This is a genomic window from Streptomyces sp. ITFR-21 (assembly GCF_031844685.1).
GTDB lineage: Bacteria > Actinomycetota > Actinomycetes > Streptomycetales > Streptomycetaceae > Actinacidiphila.
Genome location: NZ_CP134605.1, coordinates 5,371,979 through 5,390,684, shown reverse-complemented (window position 1 = coordinate 5,390,684; position 18,706 = coordinate 5,371,979). Strand labels below are relative to the sequence as shown.

Annotated in this window: 14 protein-coding genes; 2 read left to right on the top strand and 12 right to left on the bottom strand. The window is 73.2% G+C overall.

From position 1 onward, the window contains the following. Nucleotides 1–185 precede the first annotated feature (185 nt). The 4 genes from RLT57_RS24210 to RLT57_RS24195 all read right to left on the bottom strand — a co-directional run bounded on the left by RLT57_RS24210 (nt 186) and on the right by RLT57_RS24195 (nt 6,414). Complete coding sequence (locus RLT57_RS24210) at nt 186–725, bottom strand: transposase domain-containing protein (protein WP_311299374.1); 540 nt, start codon at nt 723–725, stop codon at nt 186–188. 118 nt (nt 726–843) lie between these two features. Then, nucleotides 844–2,304 carry an aldehyde dehydrogenase family protein gene (locus RLT57_RS24205; protein ID WP_311299373.1) on the bottom strand — a complete coding sequence of 487 codons (1,461 nt, stop codon included), beginning with the start codon at nt 2,302–2,304 and terminating at the stop codon, nt 844–846. A gap of 365 nt (nt 2,305–2,669) precedes the next feature. After that, a complete protein-coding gene (locus tag RLT57_RS24200) occupies nt 2,670–4,214 on the bottom strand; it encodes a PucR family transcriptional regulator (RefSeq protein ID WP_311299372.1) in 1,545 nt (514 codons plus the stop codon). 79 nt (nt 4,215–4,293) lie between these two features. Continuing rightward, nucleotides 4,294–6,414, bottom strand: coding sequence for an ATP-binding protein (locus RLT57_RS24195; RefSeq protein WP_399129923.1), 2,121 nt, complete (start codon nt 6,412–6,414; stop codon nt 4,294–4,296). 275 nt (nt 6,415–6,689) lie between these two features. Here RLT57_RS24195 and gabT point away from each other — a divergent pair, with 275 nt between their 5' ends. Both gabT and RLT57_RS24185 read left to right on the top strand, forming a co-directional pair. Then, nucleotides 6,690–8,021 (top strand): 4-aminobutyrate--2-oxoglutarate transaminase, encoded by a 1,332-nt coding sequence (gene gabT, locus RLT57_RS24190; protein WP_311299370.1) that lies wholly within the window; start codon nt 6,690–6,692, stop codon nt 8,019–8,021. 340 nt (nt 8,022–8,361) lie between these two features. Beyond that, nucleotides 8,362–9,039, top strand: coding sequence for a phosphatase PAP2 family protein (locus RLT57_RS24185; RefSeq protein WP_311299369.1), 678 nt, complete (start codon nt 8,362–8,364; stop codon nt 9,037–9,039). Here RLT57_RS24185 and RLT57_RS24180 read toward each other — a convergent pair. The 8 genes from RLT57_RS24180 to RLT57_RS24145 all read right to left on the bottom strand — a co-directional run bounded on the left by RLT57_RS24180 (nt 9,011) and on the right by RLT57_RS24145 (nt 18,620). Beyond that, nucleotides 9,011–10,510, bottom strand: coding sequence for a CoA-acylating methylmalonate-semialdehyde dehydrogenase (locus RLT57_RS24180; RefSeq protein WP_311299368.1), 1,500 nt, complete (start codon nt 10,508–10,510; stop codon nt 9,011–9,013). The two genes, RLT57_RS24185 and RLT57_RS24180, sit on opposite strands and share 29 nt — an antisense overlap. Nucleotides 10,511–10,618: 108 nt before the next feature. Then, on the bottom strand, nt 10,619–11,068 hold the full coding sequence (locus RLT57_RS24175) for a hypothetical protein (RefSeq protein WP_311299367.1): 450 nt from the start codon (nt 11,066–11,068) through the stop codon (nt 10,619–10,621). Between the two features lie 211 nt (nt 11,069–11,279). Next, nucleotides 11,280–12,674, bottom strand: coding sequence for an NAD(P)/FAD-dependent oxidoreductase (locus RLT57_RS24170; protein WP_311299366.1), 1,395 nt, complete (start codon nt 12,672–12,674; stop codon nt 11,280–11,282). 44 nt (nt 12,675–12,718) lie between these two features. Then, the gene (locus RLT57_RS24165; protein WP_311299365.1) at nt 12,719–13,522 is read right to left on the bottom strand and encodes an ABC transporter permease; all 804 of its coding nucleotides are present in this window, start codon (nt 13,520–13,522) and stop codon (nt 12,719–12,721) included. Then, on the bottom strand, nt 13,522–14,469 hold the full coding sequence (locus RLT57_RS24160; protein WP_399129287.1) for an ABC transporter permease: 948 nt from the start codon (nt 14,467–14,469) through the stop codon (nt 13,522–13,524). The genes RLT57_RS24165 and RLT57_RS24160 overlap by 1 nt, the downstream gene beginning before the upstream one ends. After that, nucleotides 14,466–15,722: an ABC transporter ATP-binding protein gene (locus RLT57_RS24155; RefSeq protein ID WP_311299364.1), complete on the bottom strand. Its 1,257-nt coding sequence runs from the start codon at nt 15,720–15,722 to the stop codon at nt 14,466–14,468. Before RLT57_RS24155 ends, RLT57_RS24160 begins: the two co-directional genes overlap by 4 nt. 49 nt (nt 15,723–15,771) lie before the next feature. Further along, on the bottom strand, nt 15,772–17,001 hold the full coding sequence (locus RLT57_RS24150) for a polyamine ABC transporter substrate-binding protein (protein ID WP_311299363.1): 1,230 nt from the start codon (nt 16,999–17,001) through the stop codon (nt 15,772–15,774). 98 nt (nt 17,002–17,099) lie between these two features. Beyond that, nucleotides 17,100–18,620, bottom strand: a complete 1,521-nt coding sequence (locus tag RLT57_RS24145) for a gamma-aminobutyraldehyde dehydrogenase (RefSeq protein ID WP_311299362.1) — start codon at nt 18,618–18,620, stop codon at nt 17,100–17,102. Nucleotides 18,621–18,706: the final 86 nt, after the last annotated feature.

The following is an 18,706-nucleotide window of genomic DNA, read 5'->3' as shown; positions in this document are numbered from 1 at the left end:
ACCTCCGGGTAGCCGGTTGCCGACCGGTGCTCCTTGTCCGTACTACCCGAATATCCGCGACGCAGCGGTGCGGCGGCAGCGAAGTTCCTGTCGCCCAGCAGCAGCATCCCGGCCCGCAGGTCCACCGCCAGGCGGCGGGCGTACTCCAGCTCACCGAGCGCGGCCGGGCCGAAGACTGCCTTGGATCACCGCCGGGTCCCGCAGGCGACCAGCACGGCCAGCCGCAGTTGCGGATAGCCCGCGATCCCGTTGCCCAGCCGCTGCCGGGTGAACACCGCGAGATCGGCCCCGGCGTCCGGGACGGGCAGCAGGGTGCCGTCGACCGCGACCACCCGCAGCCCCCGCCACCGCCCGGCAGTCGAGGTCGTAGCAGTCGGGCCGCTGACCAGGTCGAACAGTGCTTTCAGCGGTGCCGGCCCCAGCCGCTGACGGGCCTGGCGAAGAGCACTGCCACAGGGCCGGACTCGTGCCGGGCCGGACAGCCCGGCGCACAACCGGTCAACAAACCCGCCCGTGGCCCGGTCCGGCGAAGAGAGCTCGGCCAGCAGCAGGTAGACCGTGACCCGAGCCGGCACCAGCCGAAACCTGCGCTGCACCGCACCCGTAGCCGCCAGCACCTCATCGACCATCCCGAACGGGATGATCCGGGTCAGCTCGCCGATATGCCCCGGCGCGAACACCCCGCTCGCTACCCCGACCGTTCCTGGAGCGGCAGCCTGTTCCAACAGCGGAGCTCCTGTAGTGAGGATGTCTTGGCGGACAAACCTCTTCTACAGCAGCTCCGCTGCCTCGTTCCACCAGCCTTGACGAACAGCCCCAGCACCTGACTGAACGGCGTTGCTCCTAGAGGTCCAGGCCGGTGAGCACCAGCACCCGCTCGTAGGTGTAGTCGGCCATCGCGTACCTGACGCCCTCGCGCCCGTTGCCGGAGTCCTTCACCCCGCCGTACGGCATCTGGTCGGCGCGGTACGAGGGCGCGTCGCCGACGATCACCCCGCCGACCTCCAGTTCGCGGTGGGCGCGGAACGCCAGTTGGAGGTCGTGGGTGAAGACGCCGGCCTGCAGCCCGTACCGCGACGCGTTGACCGCCGCGAACGCCTCGTCGGCGCCGTTCACCCGGTGCAGGGACAGCACCGGGCCGAACGCCTCGGCGGACGCCAGGATCGCGTCGCCGGGCAGTTCGGCCAGTACGGTCGGCGCGTAGCCGGCACCGTCCCGGTCCCCGCCGGTCAGCAGCTTGGCGCCCTTGGCCACCGCGTCGTCCACCCACCGGGCGACCCGCTCGGCGGCTGCCTCGTCGACCAGCGGGCCCACGTCGGTGGCGTCGTCGGAGGGGTCGCCGGTGACCTGGGCACGTACCTTCGTGACGACCTTCTCCAGCAGCGCGTCGTACACGGCGGCGTCGGCGATCACCCGCTGCACCGAGATGCAGGACTGGCCGCCCTGGTAGTTGGCGAAGGTGGCGATCCTGGCCGCCGCCCACTCCAGGTCCTGCTCCGAAGACCAGTCGGCGAGCACCACGGCCGCGGCGTTGCCGCCGAGTTCCAGGGTGACGTGCTTGCGCGGCACCGCGTCCTTGATCCGGTGGCCGACCGTGTCGGATCCGGTGAAGGAGATCACCGGCAGCCGCGGGTCCGCGACCAGCTCCGCCATCCGGTCGTTGGGCACCGGCAGCACGCTCCACGCGCCCGCGGGCAGCCCGCTGGTCTCGGCCAGGATCTCGCCGAGTACCAGCGCGGACAGCGGGGTGGCGGGGGCGGGCTTGAGGATGATCGGCGCGCCCACCGCGAGCGCCGGGGCGACCTTGTGCGCAACCAGGTTCAGCGGGAAGTTGAACGGCGCGATGCCCAGTACCGGGCCGTGGCAGAACCGCCGGGTCAGCGCCAGCCGCCCGACCCCGCCCGGGTCGGTGTCCAGGCGCTGCGCCTCGCCGCTGTTGAACCGGCGGGCCTCCTCGGCCGCCCACCGGAACACCGACACCGCCCGGCCGACCTCGCCGCGCGCCCACTTGACCGGCTTGCCGTTCTCCGCGGTGATCAGCCGGGCGATCTCCTCGGCCCGCTCCCCCAGCCGCCTGGCCACCAGGTCCAGCGCGGCGGCCCTGACGTGCGCGGGTGTCGCGGCGAAGTCCCGCTGGGCGGCGGCGGCAGCCGCCACCGCCTCCTCGACCTGTTCCCCGGTCGGCACGCTCACCGCGGCGACCGTCGAGCCGTCCCACGGGTTGGTCACCTCCAGGCTGTCCGTCCCGGTGGCCGGGCGGCCTGCCAGCCAGAACGCGTACGGGGCTGCGGCTGTGCTCGTCACGGTGTCCCGCCCTTTCGTGCACTTCGTGGACAACGGCGGACCCGGCCGGGTCCGACGCCTTCACCGTAAGCGCGCCGCCGGGGCCCGGCGGTTGTCCACGGTGTAGTACGGGGCCGGGCGCGCGCTACGCATTGGCCACTCCCGGCGCGCGGCCCGGCACGCCGGGAGCGGTCGCCGCCGTCCCGGGCGGCGGCCACAACCCGTGCGGAGCGGCTGCTGAACCGCGGCGCCTCCGGGCGCCCGCCCTCTCCCGGCACACGCTCTCTCCCGGCACCCGATTGTCCAGGCATCCGCCTGAGCACGCCACCTTGCGGGGGACGCCTCCCGCCGCCGCCCTTCCGGGCCCCGGCCTGGAGCGCCCGGCCTCAGGCGTCCACCTTCAGGGCGAGCCACAGCTCCATCCGCACGTCCGGATCGTCCAGTGAGCGGCCGAGGATCTCCTCGACCCGCCGCATCCGGTAGCGCAGCGTGTGCCGGTGCACGCCGAGGACGGCCGCCGCCGCGTCCCACTGCCCGTGGTGGGACAGCCAGGCCGACAGCGAGGCCACCAGGTCGCCGCGCGCTGTGGCGTCGTGCTCGCGCAGCGGCCGCAGCATGCCCTCGGCGAAGGCCCGGACCGCGTCGTCGGCCAGCAGCGGCATCACGGAGCCCGCGCCGACCTCGCTGTGCTCGACCAGGTTCAGGCCGCGGCGCAGGGCCACCGCGAGGGCGCTCTCGGCCTGGCGGTGGGCCTCGGGGACCTCGGCCGGCGGAACGGCCGAGGACAGTCCGGCCGCCAGGGTGTCGTCGGCCTCGGCGAGGTCGACGGCGGTGGCCAGCGACGTCGCGTCCTCGGCGGCCAGCACGGTGTAGCGGGTGCCCTCGCGCACCGCGAGCAGGGGTTCGCCGCTGCGGGCGGCGGCGGCCTCGGTGCGCTCCGCGAGCAGGGCCGGCGCGTCGTAGGCGGGGTCGCCGGCGGAGTCGGCGGGCTCGGCGATGAGCAGCCGCAGCCGCTGGTCGAAGAGGGTGCCGTAGAGGCGTCCGGCGACGCTGCGGGCGTGTTCGGGCTCACCGGCCAGCAGCATCCGCAGCAGGGCCGCCGCCAACCGCTCCTGGGCGTCCTGGAGGGTACGGGACTGCTCCAGGGACAGCGACAGCAGCGCGACGGCGGCGTTGACGACGTAGCGCGCCGCGGTGTCCAGGCGCTCCTCGGTGCCGACGGCGAGGAAGCCGCGCGGGCGGCGGCCGGTGCCCAGCGACTGGAGCTCCACCCGGTCCTCGGTGCCGGCCGGTCCTGCGACGGCGGCGCTGGCCGGCGCGGGCCTGTCACGGAGCCGGTCGATCTCGCCGGCCAGCCGGGCGGCGCGCCGCCCGGCCCAGTCGGGGGCGGCGGCGAGCACCGCGCCGGAAGAGTCGTACAGGGCGGCCCAGCCGTCGAGGTGGGCGGCAAGCCGCGACAGCAGCGCGCCGGTGCCGTCGGGGGCCAGCGCCGCCCGGGTCAGCTCCCGCTGAGCCTCGAAGCCCGCGGTGACCGCCTGGTACTGGTCGGCGGCCACGGCCGCCGACACCGCCTTGCTGATCGCGATGAACGGCGTGGCCCGGGGCACCTCCAGCAGCGGCAGCCGGACCTGCGCGGCGGCGCTCACCAGCGCGGGCGGCACCTCGTCGTGGCCGAGGCCCACCCCGAAGCCGAGGCCCACCACACCGGCCGCGGCGAGCCGTCGTACGTAGGCGCGCAGGAAGCGGGTGTCCTCGCCGTCGAGTTTGAGACCGGTGGTGAGCAGCAGCTCGCCGCCCTCCAGGTACGGTCCCGGGTCGTCCAGTTCGCTGGTGTGGACCCAGCGCACCTCGGCGTCGAGCCGGTCCCCGGCCGCGAGGACGGTGAGCCTGAGCGCCGAGTGGTGGACGAGGGACGCGAGAGTGAGGGGCATACGGTCCTGGCGGGCGGTGGGAAGGGGCCGGCCGGGACCGGCCGGGCTCTTCGATTGTGCCGCACCCCGCGACACCCGCTCACGCCCGCAGGTCGAGCAGGACGGGCGGCGCGTGCTCCCCCGCGGTGGTGGTCAGGGACAGCACCGCGTGCCCGGCCGGGACGCTGTGCGCCAGATCGGAGGCCGACCACCGGTCCCGCTCCACCCGGCGCACGGTGACGGACTCGGTGGTGGCGGCCTCGCCGGTGAACAGCCGCCGCACCCCACGGGAGGCGCGGCGGACCAAGCCGCCGGACCGGTCGGGGGTGCGGGTGACGTCCTTGGCCTCCACCCAGGTGGTGCCCCACGCCTCGGCGAAGCGCCGGCCGTCCCAGGTCGTCACGCCGGACATCGCCATCCGGCAGCCGACCGCGCCGAGCAGGGCGCCGCGCAGCGCCTCGGGCACGTCGTCGAGGGTGCGCAGGGTCAGCAGCACCCCGGCGTTGGCGGACCGCAGCCGGGCCAGGCCCCGCACCGACTCGGCGGTGACGGTCCGCGCGGCGTCGTCCAGCACCAGGCAGGCGAACAGCGAGCGGTCGCGGCGGGCGGTGACGGCCGCGGTGAACTGGGCCAGCACCAGCCGGGCCAGGATCCGGGACGCCTCGGCGTGGCCGCGCTGCGGCAGGTCGACGCGCACTCGCAACGGGTGTTCCAGCGCGTACATGGAGAACGGCCGGGAGCGTCCGGTGACGTCGAAGAACCCGGCGAACGCGGGCCGCTCCAGCAGCGCCACCCGGTCGGCCAGCCGGGGCCCTATGTCGTCGGGGCGGCCCGCCTGCCGGGCGCGGGCCTCCAGTTCCCTGATCATGCCCGGCGCGCCGACCGCGTCGAGGGCGTCCCGCAGGGCGGCGTAGGAGTGCGCGGTGCCCTCCAGCAGCTCGCGCAGCTCGGTGACGGACGGGAAACGGCCGTGGGCGGCCCGGTACGGGCCGAGGAGCTGGCCGAGCGCGGTCGCGGCCCGCAGCAGCTCGCCCTCCTCGCCGGTGTTCGCGTCCAGCAGCGCCTCGGCGAGGGTGCCGGCCGCCGCGTCCGGATCGGTACTGCCGCCGTACAGGTCGAGGTCGTACCGGGAGGCGGGGTCGGCGAGCGAGATCACCACGTCGTAGGCGCCGGCCGGCCCCAGATCGGTACCCGCCGCGCCCACCGCGACGACCGCGGCCTGCCCGGCGAGGGCCTGCAGGCACAGCGACTCGACCACCGGCCGGACCAGCTGCCGGGTCTTGCCCGAGCCGGGCGGCCCGACCACGAGCAGCCCGGTGCCGAGCAGCGTGGGGTCGAGGGCGATCCCGGAGCCGCGGTGCTGGTACGGGTTCCGCTCGTCGTCGGCGCCGCGGCCGATCCGCACCTGCCGGGTCAGCAGGTCGTGCGGCGCGCCGCGGTGCGGCAGGTCGCGCGCCCCGGAGGGGTGGCCGCACGCCCCGGCGCCCTGGCGCGCCACTGCGTCGGCGAACGCGGGCAGCCGGCCCGGATCCGCCCGCACCCCGGCCCACGCACGCCGGATCCGGGCGTAGTCCACGTCGTTCATCCGCCCGGTCCGCACCTCCGCGGCCAGCCGGTCGGCGAGCGCGTACTGCCCGGCCTCCCGCACCTCGGGCCACTCCACCGGATCAGACCGACCGTCCCCGGGGGCGGCACCGGTTCGGCGGCGGGAGCCCGACCCGCCCAGCGCGGGCCGGATGTAGCGGCGGTGGACCTCGCGCCACTGGCCCCTGCGGCCGAGCAGCAGTGCCAGCAGGAAGATCACCACGGCGTATCCGGAGTAGCCGAAGACGGTGAAGAAGAACGTCCCGTGTGTCCAGGCGTCGGGCAGAAACACCCGGATGATGCCGACCACCAGCCGGAAGGCGAGGGAACCGCCGTTGAAGAACAGCGACCACAGGAAGACGGCGGCCAACGCGGTGAGGAGGGCCAGCCCGAGGAGGTGGCGGGCCGGCAGCCGGTCCGGATCGGGCTCGGGGTTGGGCGTGTGCCCGAACCCGTACACCCCCGGCGCGTCCACAACCCGCGGCGTGCGCAGCCAGATCTCCAGCGCCGACGCGGGCGGCGCCTGTGTCGGCATCGGCGGCGGGCCGGCCGGGCGCGGCACCGGGGCGCCGGCGGGCTTGCGCGGCGCCTGACCCCCGTACGGGCCCGCCTGCTGGTGCGTGCCCTCGTAATCCATGGCGTCCATGGCGTGCTGCCCCTCGCCCCTCGTCTCGTCGTTTGACGATGCGCACAATGTAGTCGAGCCGCTACGCCGGTAAAAGGATCTTGGCGGGACCGGGCGGCGGCGCGCGCACTGTCCGATCCGGCGAAACCGGGCCGGTCAGTGTTACCTATCGGCGTATGCGGGTGGGCCGGGGCCCGGCCTAGCCTGCGACGACAGGCGCCGCCGCGGTTCCGGCCCGTCGCCGCAGCACCCGTCGCCCTACCAGGAGTATGAGGAGAGTGCCCGCCATGACCGAACTGCCCCAGGAGCGCCGGCTCGTCACCGCCGTCCCCGGCCCCAGGTCCCAGGAGCTGACGGCCCGCAAGAACGCGGCGGTCGCCGACGGGGTCGGGGTGACCCTGCCGGTGTTCGTGACGCGGGCCGGCGGCGGGGTGGTGGAGGACGTGGACGGCAACCGGCTGATCGACTTCGGTTCCGGCATCGCCGTCACCTCGGTCGGCAACAGCGCGCCGGCGGTGGTGCGGCGGGCGGCCGAGCAGCTGGCCGCCTTCACCCACACCTGTTTCATGATCACTCCGTACGAGGGCTACGTGGAGGTCGCCGAGCAGCTGGCCGAGCTGACCCCGGGCGACCACCCGAAGAAGTCCGCGCTGTTCAACTCGGGCGCCGAGGCGGTGGAGAACGCGGTGAAGATCGCCCGCGCGTACACCAAACGCCCGGCGGTCGTCGTCTTCGACCACGGCTACCACGGCCGTACCAACCTGACGATGGCACTGACCGCGAAGAACATGCCGTACAAGGACGGCTTCGGGCCGTTCGCGCCCGAGGTGTACCGGGTGCCGCTGGCGTACGGCTACCGCTGGCCGACCGGTCCCGAGCACGCCGCCGAGGAGGCCGCGGCCCAGGCGATCGACATCATCACCAAGCAGATCGGCGCCGACCACGTGGCCGCGATCGTGATCGAGCCGATCTCCGGCGAGGGCGGTTTCATCGAGCCGGCCAAGGGCTTCCTGCCGCGGATCGCGCGGTTCGCCGCGGACCACGGGATCGTGTTCGTGGCGGACGAGATCCAGACCGGCTTCTGCCGTACCGGGCAGTGGTTCGCCTGCGAGGACGAGGGCATCGTGCCGGACCTGATCACCACCGCCAAGGGCATCGCGGGCGGGCTGCCGCTGGCCGCGGTGACCGGCCGGGCGGAGATCATGGACGCGGCGCACGTGGGCGGCCTGGGGGGCACCTACGGCGGCAACCCGGTGGCGTGCGCGGCGGCACTGGGCGCGATCGAGACCATGCGGGAGCTGGACCTGCCGGCCCGGGCGCGGCGGATCGGCGAGGTGATGACGCCGCGGCTGCGGGCGCTCCAGGAGAAGTTCCCGGTGATCGGCGAGGTGCGCGGGCGCGGCGCGATGATCGCGGTGGAGCTGGTCGAGCCGGGCACCAGGGAGCCGAACCCGGCGGCCACGTCGGCGGTGGCGAAGGCGTGCCACGCGGCCGGGCTGATCGTGCTCACCTGCGGCACGTACGGGAACGTGTTGCGCTTCCTTCCGCCGTTGGTCATCGGCGAGGATCTGCTGAGTGAGGGTCTGGACATCGTCGAGGAGGCCCTCGCCGGATTGTGAGACGGTGAGCGGGGTCGTGAAGAAGGTGTGCGGGCCTGATGGCGGAGGGGTGCGCACGGGCGCTGGGGGGACTTCTGTGACGTACGGTTTCCGAGGAACACCCCGCTCGTGGCGGACTCCCCAGAAGTCCACGAGTGACAACGCGCCGGTGAATCCCCATCACCGGCACAGCAGTGCCCTCGCGCACGAAGCCGCCGGGTCCTCTGGTCCCGGCAGTCCTTGCCGATCGGTCGGCCGTTCGTCCCACACCCCCCGGGACGGGCGGTTCGGCGGTCGCCCTGGCCGTCCCGGAACTCTCCCCCCTGTTCCGGGGCGGCTCTTTCGGCTGTTCGCTCTCGGCGTGCTGCTGTTCGCGGCGCTCACCTGGCAGGTCTCCTCGGACGGGCCGCTGGTGGACCGCGACCGGACGGTGCTGCGCTGGTTCGACCGGGCGGCTGCGGCCGAGCCCTGGTTCACCACCACCGCCCACTACTTCTGCAAGCTGGGCAACATCGAGGCGGCGGTGCCGGTGCTGCTGGCCGCGGTGTGCCTGACCGGGTGGCTGGGCCGCCGCGCGGCGCTGCCGCACTGGTGGCTGCCGCCGGCCGCCGCCGTCCTGGTCATCGCGGTGCTGCCGGTCGTGGTGACGGTGGTGAAGGACGCGGTGGCCCGGCCCGCGCCCGGACGAACCGTGCCCGACCCCAGCGGCTACGGCTACTTCCCGTCCGGCCACACCGCGACCTCGGCTGTGGCCTACGGCGCGGCGGCGCTGCTGCTGCTTCCCTGGGTACGCGGCCGGGCGGCGCGTCTGGTGCTGCTGGCCGGCACGCCGCTGCTGCTGTTCACCGTCGGGTGCTGCCTGGTGTGGTGCGACTACCACTGGCCGCTGGACGTGCTGGCCAGCTGGTGCGTGGCGCTCAGCCTGCTGACCGTGGTGGCCGCGGCGCAGGCGGTGGTCGACCGGGCCGTGGCGGCGCGGGCCGCGGACGGCCCGGCCGCCGCCGGGACGGTCACTGGTTGGTCGGGAACCCCAGGTTGATGCCCCCGTGCGAGGGGTCGGGCCAGCGCTGGGTGACGGCCTTGCCGCGGGTGAAGAACCGCACGCCGTCCTCGCCGTAGGCGTGCGCGTCGCCGAACAGCGAGGACTTCCAGCCGCCGAAGGAGTAGTAGGCGACCGGGACCGGGATGGGGACGTTGATGCCGACCATGCCGACCTCGACCTCGTGCTGGAAGCGGCGGGCGGCGCCGCCGTCGTTGGTGAACAGCGCGGTGCCGTTGCCGTAGGGGTTGGCGTTGATCAGGGCCAGGCCCTCGTCGTAGGAGGCCACCCGGACCACCGACAGGACGGGGCCGAAGATCTCGTCGTCGTAGACCGACATGCCGGGGCGGACGTGGTCGAAGAGGGTGGGGCCGAGCCAGAAGCCCGTCGGTTCGCCGCCGATCGGGTGGGTGCGGCCGTCGACGGTGAGGGTGGCGCCGTCGGTGACGCCGGTGTCGAGGTACGAGGTGACCTTGTCGCGGTGCGCGCCGGTGACCAGCGGGCCCATCTCCGAGCCGGGGGCGTGGCCGGGGCCGACGGTCAGGCCGGCGATGCGCTTCTTGATCCGCTCGACGAGTTCGTCCCCGACCGGGTCGACCGCGACCAGCACGGACACCGCCATGCAGCGTTCGCCGGCCGCGCCGTAGCCGGCGTTGACGGCGGCGTCGGCGGCCAGGTCCAGGTCGGCGTCGGGCAGCACCAGCATGTGGTTCTTGGCGCCGCCGAGGGCTTGGACGCGCTTGCCGTTGCGGGTGCCGGTCTCGTACACGTGGCGGGCGACCGGGGTGGAGCCGACGAAGGAGACCGCCTTGAGGTCGGGGTGCTCCAGCAGCCGGTCGACGGTCGGCTTGTCGCCGTGCACGACGTTGAAGACACCGTCGGGCAGGCCGGCCTCGCGCCACAGGGCGGCCAGGAAGTTGGCGGCCGACGGATCCTTCTCCGACGGCTTGACGACGACCGTGTTGCCGGCCGCGATGGCGATCGGGAAGAACCACATCGGCACCATGGCCGGGAAGTTGAACGGGGAGATGATGGCGACCGGGCCGAGCGGCTGCCGGATGGAGAAGACGTCGACGCCGGTGGACGCCTGCTCGGTGTAGCCGCCCTTGGTCAGGTGCGGGATGCCGCAGGCGTACTCGACCACTTCCAGGCCGCGGGCGATCTCGCCGAGCGCGTCGGAGTGGACCTTGCCGTGTTCGGAGACGACGACCGCGGCGAGTTCCTCGCGGCGGGCGTTGAGCAGCTCGCGGAAGGCGAACAGCACGGTGGTGCGTTTGGCGACCGAGGCGTGCCGCCACTCCTGGAACGCCGCCAGGGCGGCGCCGACCGCCTTGTCGACCACCGCGTCGTCGGCGAAGTCCACCCGGCCGGTGACCGAGCCGGTGGCGGGGTCGTACACGTCGCCCTGGCGCTGCGCGGTGCCGTCCCAGGGTTGTCCGGCGATCCAGTGGGTGATGTGGGTGCTCGTCACGGGCTGACCCTTCCGTCGTCATGTTCTTCCGAGTGTCGTCACGGGGGCGCCCGGTCACAAGCACCGGGTGGCCGGTCGCCGGCCGGGCCGCCGGGTGGCGCCGGCCGGTCAGCCGTCCGCGAGCAGCGCCGCCGCTTCGTGCATGGCCAGTTCGAGCGCCACCGGGTCGGTCAGGTGTCCGCTGCCGTCCGGTGGGACCAGCCACCGTACGCCGCCGGTCGGCCGGCCCGGGTACGGCACCACGATCCAGGTGCCGGGCCCGGCCGCCCGCACCCCGGTACCGAGCCAGCGGCCCGCCGTTCCGGGCGGGACGAGGAAGCCCGTCCGGGAGTCGGCGAAGTCGGCCAGCACCGGACCGGGCCGGCCCATCAGCCGGGTGAGGACGTCCAGGGTGGGATATCCCAGCCTGCCGCTGAGGATCAGTACGTCCCAGAGCCTCCCGGCCGGCAGCAGGGCCACGCCCAGCGGGTTGCGCTCCCATTCCCAGCGGCATCCGTCGGGGTCGTCGGCCACCGACACCAGCCATTCGATCGCGCTCTTCGGTCCGGCTGCGCCCATGCCGGGCCCTCCTTCTCTCCGTGACCAGGTGACGATTGCCGTCACGGGGAAGAGGAGGGCGGGCGCGGATTATGACGCCACTTTCACCGCTCATCGGTAGTGGTCCACGTCACGTCGGCGGGCCGGACCGGTGGCCATCGGACCGCCGGCCGCCGGGCTCCCGGGGCCGCACGGCCGCCGGCCCGGCGTCGGCCGCCGACCGCCGACCGCCTCAGCTGTCGAAGCCGAGCCCGGCCCGGTCCAGCGCCCGCAGCCACAGGTTGCGCCGCCCGCCGGAGTCGTCGGCGCGGGCCAGTGACCACTGGGTGAGCCCGATCCCGGCCGAGGCGAACGGCTCCGGCGGGAACGGCAGCGGCCGGCGCCGCACCATCTCCGGCCCGGTCCGCTCGGTGGGCGTCCCGGCGAGCAGGTCGAGCATCACCTCGGCCCCGAAGCGGGTGGCGCCCACCCCGAGCCCGGTGTACCCGGCCGTGTAGGCGACCCGGCCACCGTGCGCGGTGCCGAAGAACGGCGAGAAGCGGGTGCAGGTGTCGATCACCCCGCCCCAGCTGTGGCTGAACCGCAGCCCCTCCAGTTGCGGGAAGCAGCCGAAGAAGTGCCGGGCCAGCCGCAGGTACGTCTGCGGGCGGTGGTCGTAGGCGGCGCTGATCCGGCCGCCGCGCGGATAGACCGCGTCGTAGCCGCCCCACAGGATGCGGTTGTCGGCGGTCAGCCGGAAGTAGTGGAACCGGTTGGCGGTGTCGGCCAGGCCCTGACGCCCCCGCCAGCCGATGGCCGCGCGCTGGTCCGCGGTGAGCGGCTCGGTCATCAGCGCGTAGTCGTAGACGGGGACGGTGTACGCGCGGACCCGGCGGATCAGTGACGGGAACACGCCGGTGCCGAGCGCCACCTGGCGGGCGCTCACCGCGCCGTACGGGGTCCGCACCGCCAGCGCGCCGCCGCGCCGGGTCAGTGCGGTGGCGGGGGTCCGCTCGTAGACGCGTACGCCGAGGCGGGCCGCGGTGGCCTTCAGGGCCCAGGCGAGTTTCGCCGGGTGCACCAGGGCGACGCCGCGCTCGTCGTACAGGCCGCCGAGGAACGTCGGCGAGTCGACCTCGGCACGCAGCTGGTCGCGGTCGAGCAGCTTCAGGCCCACGTTGTGCCCGGTCACGGTCCGGTGCAGCGCGCGCAGTTCGTCCCACTGGTGGTCGGCGGTCGCCACGTCGATCCCGCCGGTCCGCTCGAAGTCGCAGTCGAGGCCGTACCGGGCGACCGTCTCCTCGATGGCGTCGAGGTTGCGGTCACCCAGTTCCTGGAGCAGGTCGAACTCGGCGGGCCAGCGGGCCAGCCCGTTGAGCGGGCCGTGGGTGATGCTGGCCGCGCAGAAGCCGCCGTTGCGGCCGGAGGCGGCCCAGCCGATCCGGTCGGCCTCGATGAGCACCACGTCCCGGCCGGGGTCGCGCTCCTTGGCGAGCAGCGCGGTCCACAGCCCGCTGTAGCCGCCGCCGACCACCAGCAGGTCGCACTGCTCCGCGCCGGCGAGCGCGGGCTCGGCGGCGGGCCGGCCGGGGTCGTCCAGCCAGTAGGGGGCCGGCTCGGCGGCGGCGAGGCTTCGGGCTGGATCCATGGTTCTCCCACCTTCACGATGTCCTCGGGTGCCCTGCCAGGTCCTCAGCCGCGCACCCTCCTGCGTCCGCGGCGTCCGATCAGCTGGCCGGCGAGCACCAGCAGCACGGCGATCACGAACATCGCGGTGCCGATCACGTTGACCTGGACCGGGGTGCCGCGCTGCGCGGAGCCCCAGACGTACATCGGGAAGGTCACCGAGTTGCCGGCGTTGAAGCTGGTGATGATGTAGTCGTCGAAGGACAGCGCGAACGACAGCAGAGCGCCGGCCGCGATGCCGGGTGCGGCCAGCGGCAGGGTGATCCGCAGGAAGGTCTGCGCGGGGGTGGCGTAGAGGTCCTGCGCGGCCTGTTCCAGCCGCGGGTCCATGCTCATCACGCGGGCCTTGACCGCGGTGACCACGAAGCTCAGGCAGAACATGATGTGCGCGATCAGGATCGTCCAGAAGCCGAACCTGATTCGCATGTTGAGGAAGAGGGTGCCCAGCGAGGCGCCCATCACGACCTCGGGCATCGCCATCGGCAGGAAGATCAGCATGTTGGTGGCGGCTCGGCCGCGGAACCGGTAGCGGGCCAGCGCGAAGGCGGTCAGCGTGCCGAGGACGGTCGCGCCGACCGTCGCCAGGACGGCGATCCTCAGGCTGAGGGTGAGCGAGCCGCACATGCCGGCCACGTCGCAGGGGTGCTGCCAGGCGTCGGTGGAGAAGTGGTTCCAGGTGTAGTTGAACCGGCTCTTCGGCTTGTTGAAGGAGAAGACCAGTACGACCGCGTTGGGCAGGATGAGGTAGGCGAGGGTGATCACTCCGGCGATCACCACCAGGTGGGCGCGCAGCCACCGTATGGGGCTCATCAGACCAGTTCCTCCGTTCCGGCCCGGCGGATGTAGAGGGTGACGATCCCGAGGATGACCGCCATCAGGATGAAGGACAGGGCGGCGGCCGTCGGGTAGTCCAGGACCCGCAGGAACTGCGACTCGATGACGTTGCCGATCATCTGCTGGTTGGTGGAGCCCAGCAACTCGGCGTTGATGTAGTCGCCGGACGCCGGGATGAAGGTGAGCAGGGTGCCGGCCACCACTCCGGGCATGGACAGCGGGAAGGTCACCTTGCGGAAGGTGGTGAAGGGCGTGGCGTACAGGTCGCCGGACGCCTCGTGCAGCCGGCCGTCCACCCGTTCGAGTGAGGTGTAGAGCGGCAGGATCATGAACGGCAGGAAGTTGTACGTCAGGCCGCACACCACGGCGAGCGGGGTGGCCAGCACCCGGTCGCCCTGGGTGACGCCGAGCCATGACGTCACGTCCAGCAGGTGGATGCCGTTGAGGAAGGTCACCACCGGGCCCTGGTCGGCGAGGATCGTCTCCCATGCGAGGGTGCGGATCAGGAAGCTGGTGAAGAACGGCGCGATCACCAGGATCAGCACCAGGTTGCGCCAGCGGCCGGCCCGGAAGGCGATGGTGTACGCCAGCGGGTAGCCGATCACCAGGCACAGCACGGTGGCGATGCCGGCGTAGGCCAGCGACCGCAGGAAGTGCGGCCAGTACGCGTGGAGCGCGTCCCAGTAGGTGGCGAAGTGCCAGGTGACCTTGAAGCCGTCCTCCAGGGTGCCGGTCTGCACCGAGGTGGACGCCTGGTAGACCATCGGGGCGGCGAAGAACACCAGCAGCCAGGCGACGCCGGCCAGCAGCAGCAGATACGGCACCAGGCGCCGCCGCCGGACGGCCTTCTTCAGCGCGGCCGGCAGCGGCGCGGGAGCGGGCGGCGGCGCCGGATCGGTGGCGGGCGCGGTGGCGGCGGTCACGCGGCGGCCTCCGCGGTCTCCGTCTCGATGCCCGCGTCGATGTCCTGGGCGGCGTCCAGGCCGAAGGTGTGCTCGGGGTTCCAGTGCAGTACGACGGGGGCGCCCGGGACCAGCCGGCCGTCGCGCTCCACGTTGGGTACGAACACCTCCAGGTCGGGGCCGACCGGGGAGTCGACGACGTACTGGGTGGACACCCCGATGAAGCTGGAGTCCACGATCCGCCCGACCACCCGGTTGCGGCCCTCGGGTATCGCGTCCTCGTCGTCGCGGTGGGCGAGGGTGATCTTCTCCGGCCGGACGCCGGCCAGCACCCGGCCGCCGACCTCGGCGCGCGGGCGGCAGCGGGCGGCGGGCAGGGTCAGCCGCTGGCCGGCGGACACCAGCTGGAGTTCGCCGCCGCCGACGCCGGTCACCTCGGCCTCGATCAGGTTGGAGGTGCCGAGGAAGTTCGCCACGAAGGTGGAGGCGGGGTTCTCGTAGAGGTCGGCGGGCCCGCCGAGCTGCTCGACCCGGCCGGCGTTCATCACCGCGACGGTGTCGGCCATGGTCATGGCCTCCTCCTGGTCGTGGGTGACGTGCACGAAGGTGATGCCGACCTCGGTCTGGATCCGCTTGAGCTCCAGCTGCATCTGGCGGCGCAGCTTCAGGTCGAGGGCGCCGAGCGGCTCGTCGAGCAGCAGCACCTGCGGCTGGTTGATCAGCGCGCGGGCGACCGCGACGCGCTGCTGCTGGCCGCCGGAGAGCTGGCTGGGCCGGCGGTGGGCCAGCGGGCCGAGCTGGACCAGTTCCAGCATCTCGCCGACCTGCTTCCGCACCGACCTGACGCCGCGCCGGCGCAGCCCGAAGGCGACGTTCTCGTAGACGTCCAGGTGCGGGAAGAGCGCGTAGTTCTGGAAGACGGTGTTGACCGGCCGCTTGTACGGGGGCAGGGCGGTGACATCGCGTCCGCCGAGCCGCACCGAGCCCGACGAGGGGGTCTCCAGGCCCGCGATCATCCGCAGGGTGGTGGTCTTGCCGCAGCCGGACGCACCGAGCAGGGCGAAGAAGGAGCCGGCCGGTACGGCCAGGTCGAGCGGGTGGACGGCGGTGAAGGAGCCGTACTCCTTGCTGATGCCGGTGAGGCGGACGGCGTCCTCGGGCGCGGCGGCGCCCGTGTCCTCGGCGTCCTTGATGTCCTTGATGTCCTTGGAGTCCTTGGCGCCCGCGCCCTGGGCGTCTTCGGCGTCCGCCGGGCTCGTGCTGGGGATCGTCATGGGTGTCCTCTGGTGTGCGAAGAGCGGCCGGAGCCGGGGAGGGGCCGGGTCAGGCGCCGATGAGCTTGGAGAACTTGGCCTCGTACCGGGTGTCCTCGGCGTCGCTGAGGGACCGGAACGAGTGCGTCTTGGCGTCCATGGTTGCGTCCGGGAGGATCAGCGGGTTGGCGGCCAGCGAGGGGTCGATCTTCGCCAGGTACGGCTTGACTCCCGCCACCGGGCACACGTAGTTGATGTACGCGGACAGCTGCGCGGCGACGGCGGGCTCGTAGTAGTAGTCGATAAGCCGCTCGGCGTTGGTCTTGTGCCGCGCCTTGTCGGGGATCAGCAGGTTGTCCGTGGAGGACATGAACCCGGCGTCGGGGAAGACGTACTCGATGTCCGGGTCGTCCAGCCGCAGCTGCACCAGGTCGCCGGCCCAGGCGACGCAGGCGGCGATGTCGCCTTTGCTGAGGCCGTCGGTGTAGTCGTTGCCGGTGAACTTGCGGATCTGCTGGCTGTCGACGGCCTTCTGGATCCGGGCGATGGCCGCGTCGTAGGTGTCGTCGTCGACGCTCTCGGGCTTCTCACCCATGTCGAGCAGGGTCATCCCGACGCTGTCGCGCATCTCCGAGAGCATGGCGACCTTGCCTTTGAGGGAGTTGTCCTCCAGCAGCTGGGAGATCGAGGTGACCTTGCGCCCGCCGGTGGCCTTCTTGTTGTACGCGATGCAGGTGGCGATGCCCTGCCAGGGGTAGGAGTAGGCGCGGCCGGGGTCCCAGTCGGGGCTGCGGAACCGCTGCTCCAGGTTGGCGTAGGCGTGCGGGAGGTTGGCGGAGTCCAGTTTCTGCACCCAGCCGAGCCGGATCATCCGGCCGGCCAGCCAGTCGGTGAGCACCATCAGGTCGCGGCCGGTGTCCTGGCCGGCCGACAGCTGCGGTTTGATCTTGCCGAAGAACTCGATGTTGTCGTTGATGTCCTCGGTGTACTTGACCTGGATGCCGGTGCGCCTGGTGAACGCCTCCAGGGTGGGGCGGTGCTTGCCGTCGTCCGAGACGTCGACGTACTCGGTCCAGTTGGAGAAGTTCACGACCTTTTCCTGGGCCGAGTGGTCGGTCGAGGCGGTGGTGCCGCCCTGCCGCCCGGCGGCCGGGATACCGCAGGCGGTGAGACCGGCGGCGACCGCGCCGAGTGCCCCGGCGCGCAGCAGCGACCGGCGGGCCAGTGCGCCGCGGCCGTTGGTCATACTGCGGATCGTCGCCGCGCGCAGTGGCGGGGAGAGGGGCTCGAACTGCTCCATGGGTGGTGCCCTTCCGAGGGACCGGCCGGGGGGGACGCCGGGTTGGGACGGGGGGTCTGCGGGTGCGGGTGCGGTCTGCGGTGCTGTGGACGGCGGTGCTACGGGCGGCGGTCGCCGAAGACGGTGCGGTGCCAGTCCTTCCGGGCGACCGCGGTGGTGTCGTACATAACGTGCTTGACCTGGGTGTACTCCTCGAAGGAGTAGACGGACATGTCCTTGCCGTAGCCGGAGGACCTGGCGCCTCCGTGCGGCATCTCGCTGATGATCGGGATGTGGTCGTTGATCCAGACGCAGCCGGCCCGCAGCTCCCGGGTGGCGCGCCCGGCCCGGTAGACGTCGCGGGTCCAGGCGGACGCGGCCAGACCGTAGGGGGTGTCGTTCGCCAGCGCCAGACCCTCGTCGTCCTCGTCGAAGGGCAGCACCGTCAGCACCGGTCCGAAGATCTCGTCCTGCACGGCCTCGCTGTGCTGGGCGGCGCCGGTGATCAGTGTGGGCGGGTAGTAGGCGCCGGCCGCGAGCCCGTCGCCGGGCGCCGCCCCGCCGGTGACGACGGTGGCGTAGCCGCGGGCCCGGTCCACCACGGCGGCGACCCGGTCGCGGTGCGCGAAGGAGACCAGCGGGCCGAGGTCGGTCGCCGGGTCGAAGGGGTCGCCGAGGACCACGCCCGCCATCAGGTCGGCGACCGCGGCCACGAACGCGTCGTACAGCGGCCGTTGCACGTAGGCGCGGGTCGCGGCGGTGCAGTCCTGGCCGCTGTTGATGAGCGCGGCGGCGACCGCGCCGTGGGCGGCGGCCTCCGGGTCGGCGTCGTCGAAGACCACGAAGGGCGCCTTCCCGCCCAGTTCGAGGTGGAGGCGCTTGGTGGTGCCGGCGGCGAGCGCGGCGATCCGGCGGCCGACCGCGGTGGAGCCGGTGAAGGAGGTCATCGCCACGTCCGGGTGGGTGACCAGGTGCTCGCCGGCCCCCTTGCCGGTTCCGGTGACGATGTTGACCACGCCGGCGGGCAGCCCGGCCTCGGTGGCCGCCTCGGCGAGCATCAGGGTGGTCAGCGGGGTCAGCTCGGCGGGCTTGAGCACGACGGTGTTGCCCGCCGCGACGGCCGGCAGGATCTTCCAGGCGGCCATCTGCAGCGGGTAGTTCCACGGCGCGATCGAGCCGACCACTCCGACCGGCTCACGCCGCACGTACGAGGTGTGGTCCGGGCTGTACTCGGCGGCGGCCCTGCCCTCCAGCTGCCGGGCGGCACCGGCGAAGAACGCGGCGTTGTCCACGGTGCCCGGCACGTCGAACCCGCTGCTCAGCCGGATCGGCTTGCCGCACTGGAGCGACTCGGCGGCGGCCAGTTCCGCGGCGCGGTCGGCCAGTACGCCGGCCAGCCGGTGCAGCGCCCCGGAGCGTTCAGCCGGGGTCGCCGCCGCCCAGCCGGGCAGCGCGGCCTTGGCCGCGGCCACCGCGGCGTCCACGTCCGCCGGGCCGGCCGTCCGGTAGGCCCACACGGCCCGTCCGGTCGCGGGGTCGACCACGGAGAAGGTCTCCGTGCCCCTTCCCTCCCGCAGGCCGCCCGCGATGTACTGGGCGGAGCCGCCGAACCGCTCCGGGGCGCCCGTCACCTGGTGCATCAACGCCTCTCCTCGCCTCCGCGCCCCGCCGTCGTCAACGTGGCAAAAGCCTGGATTGGTCGCTGATCCTGACAGAGGAACATTCC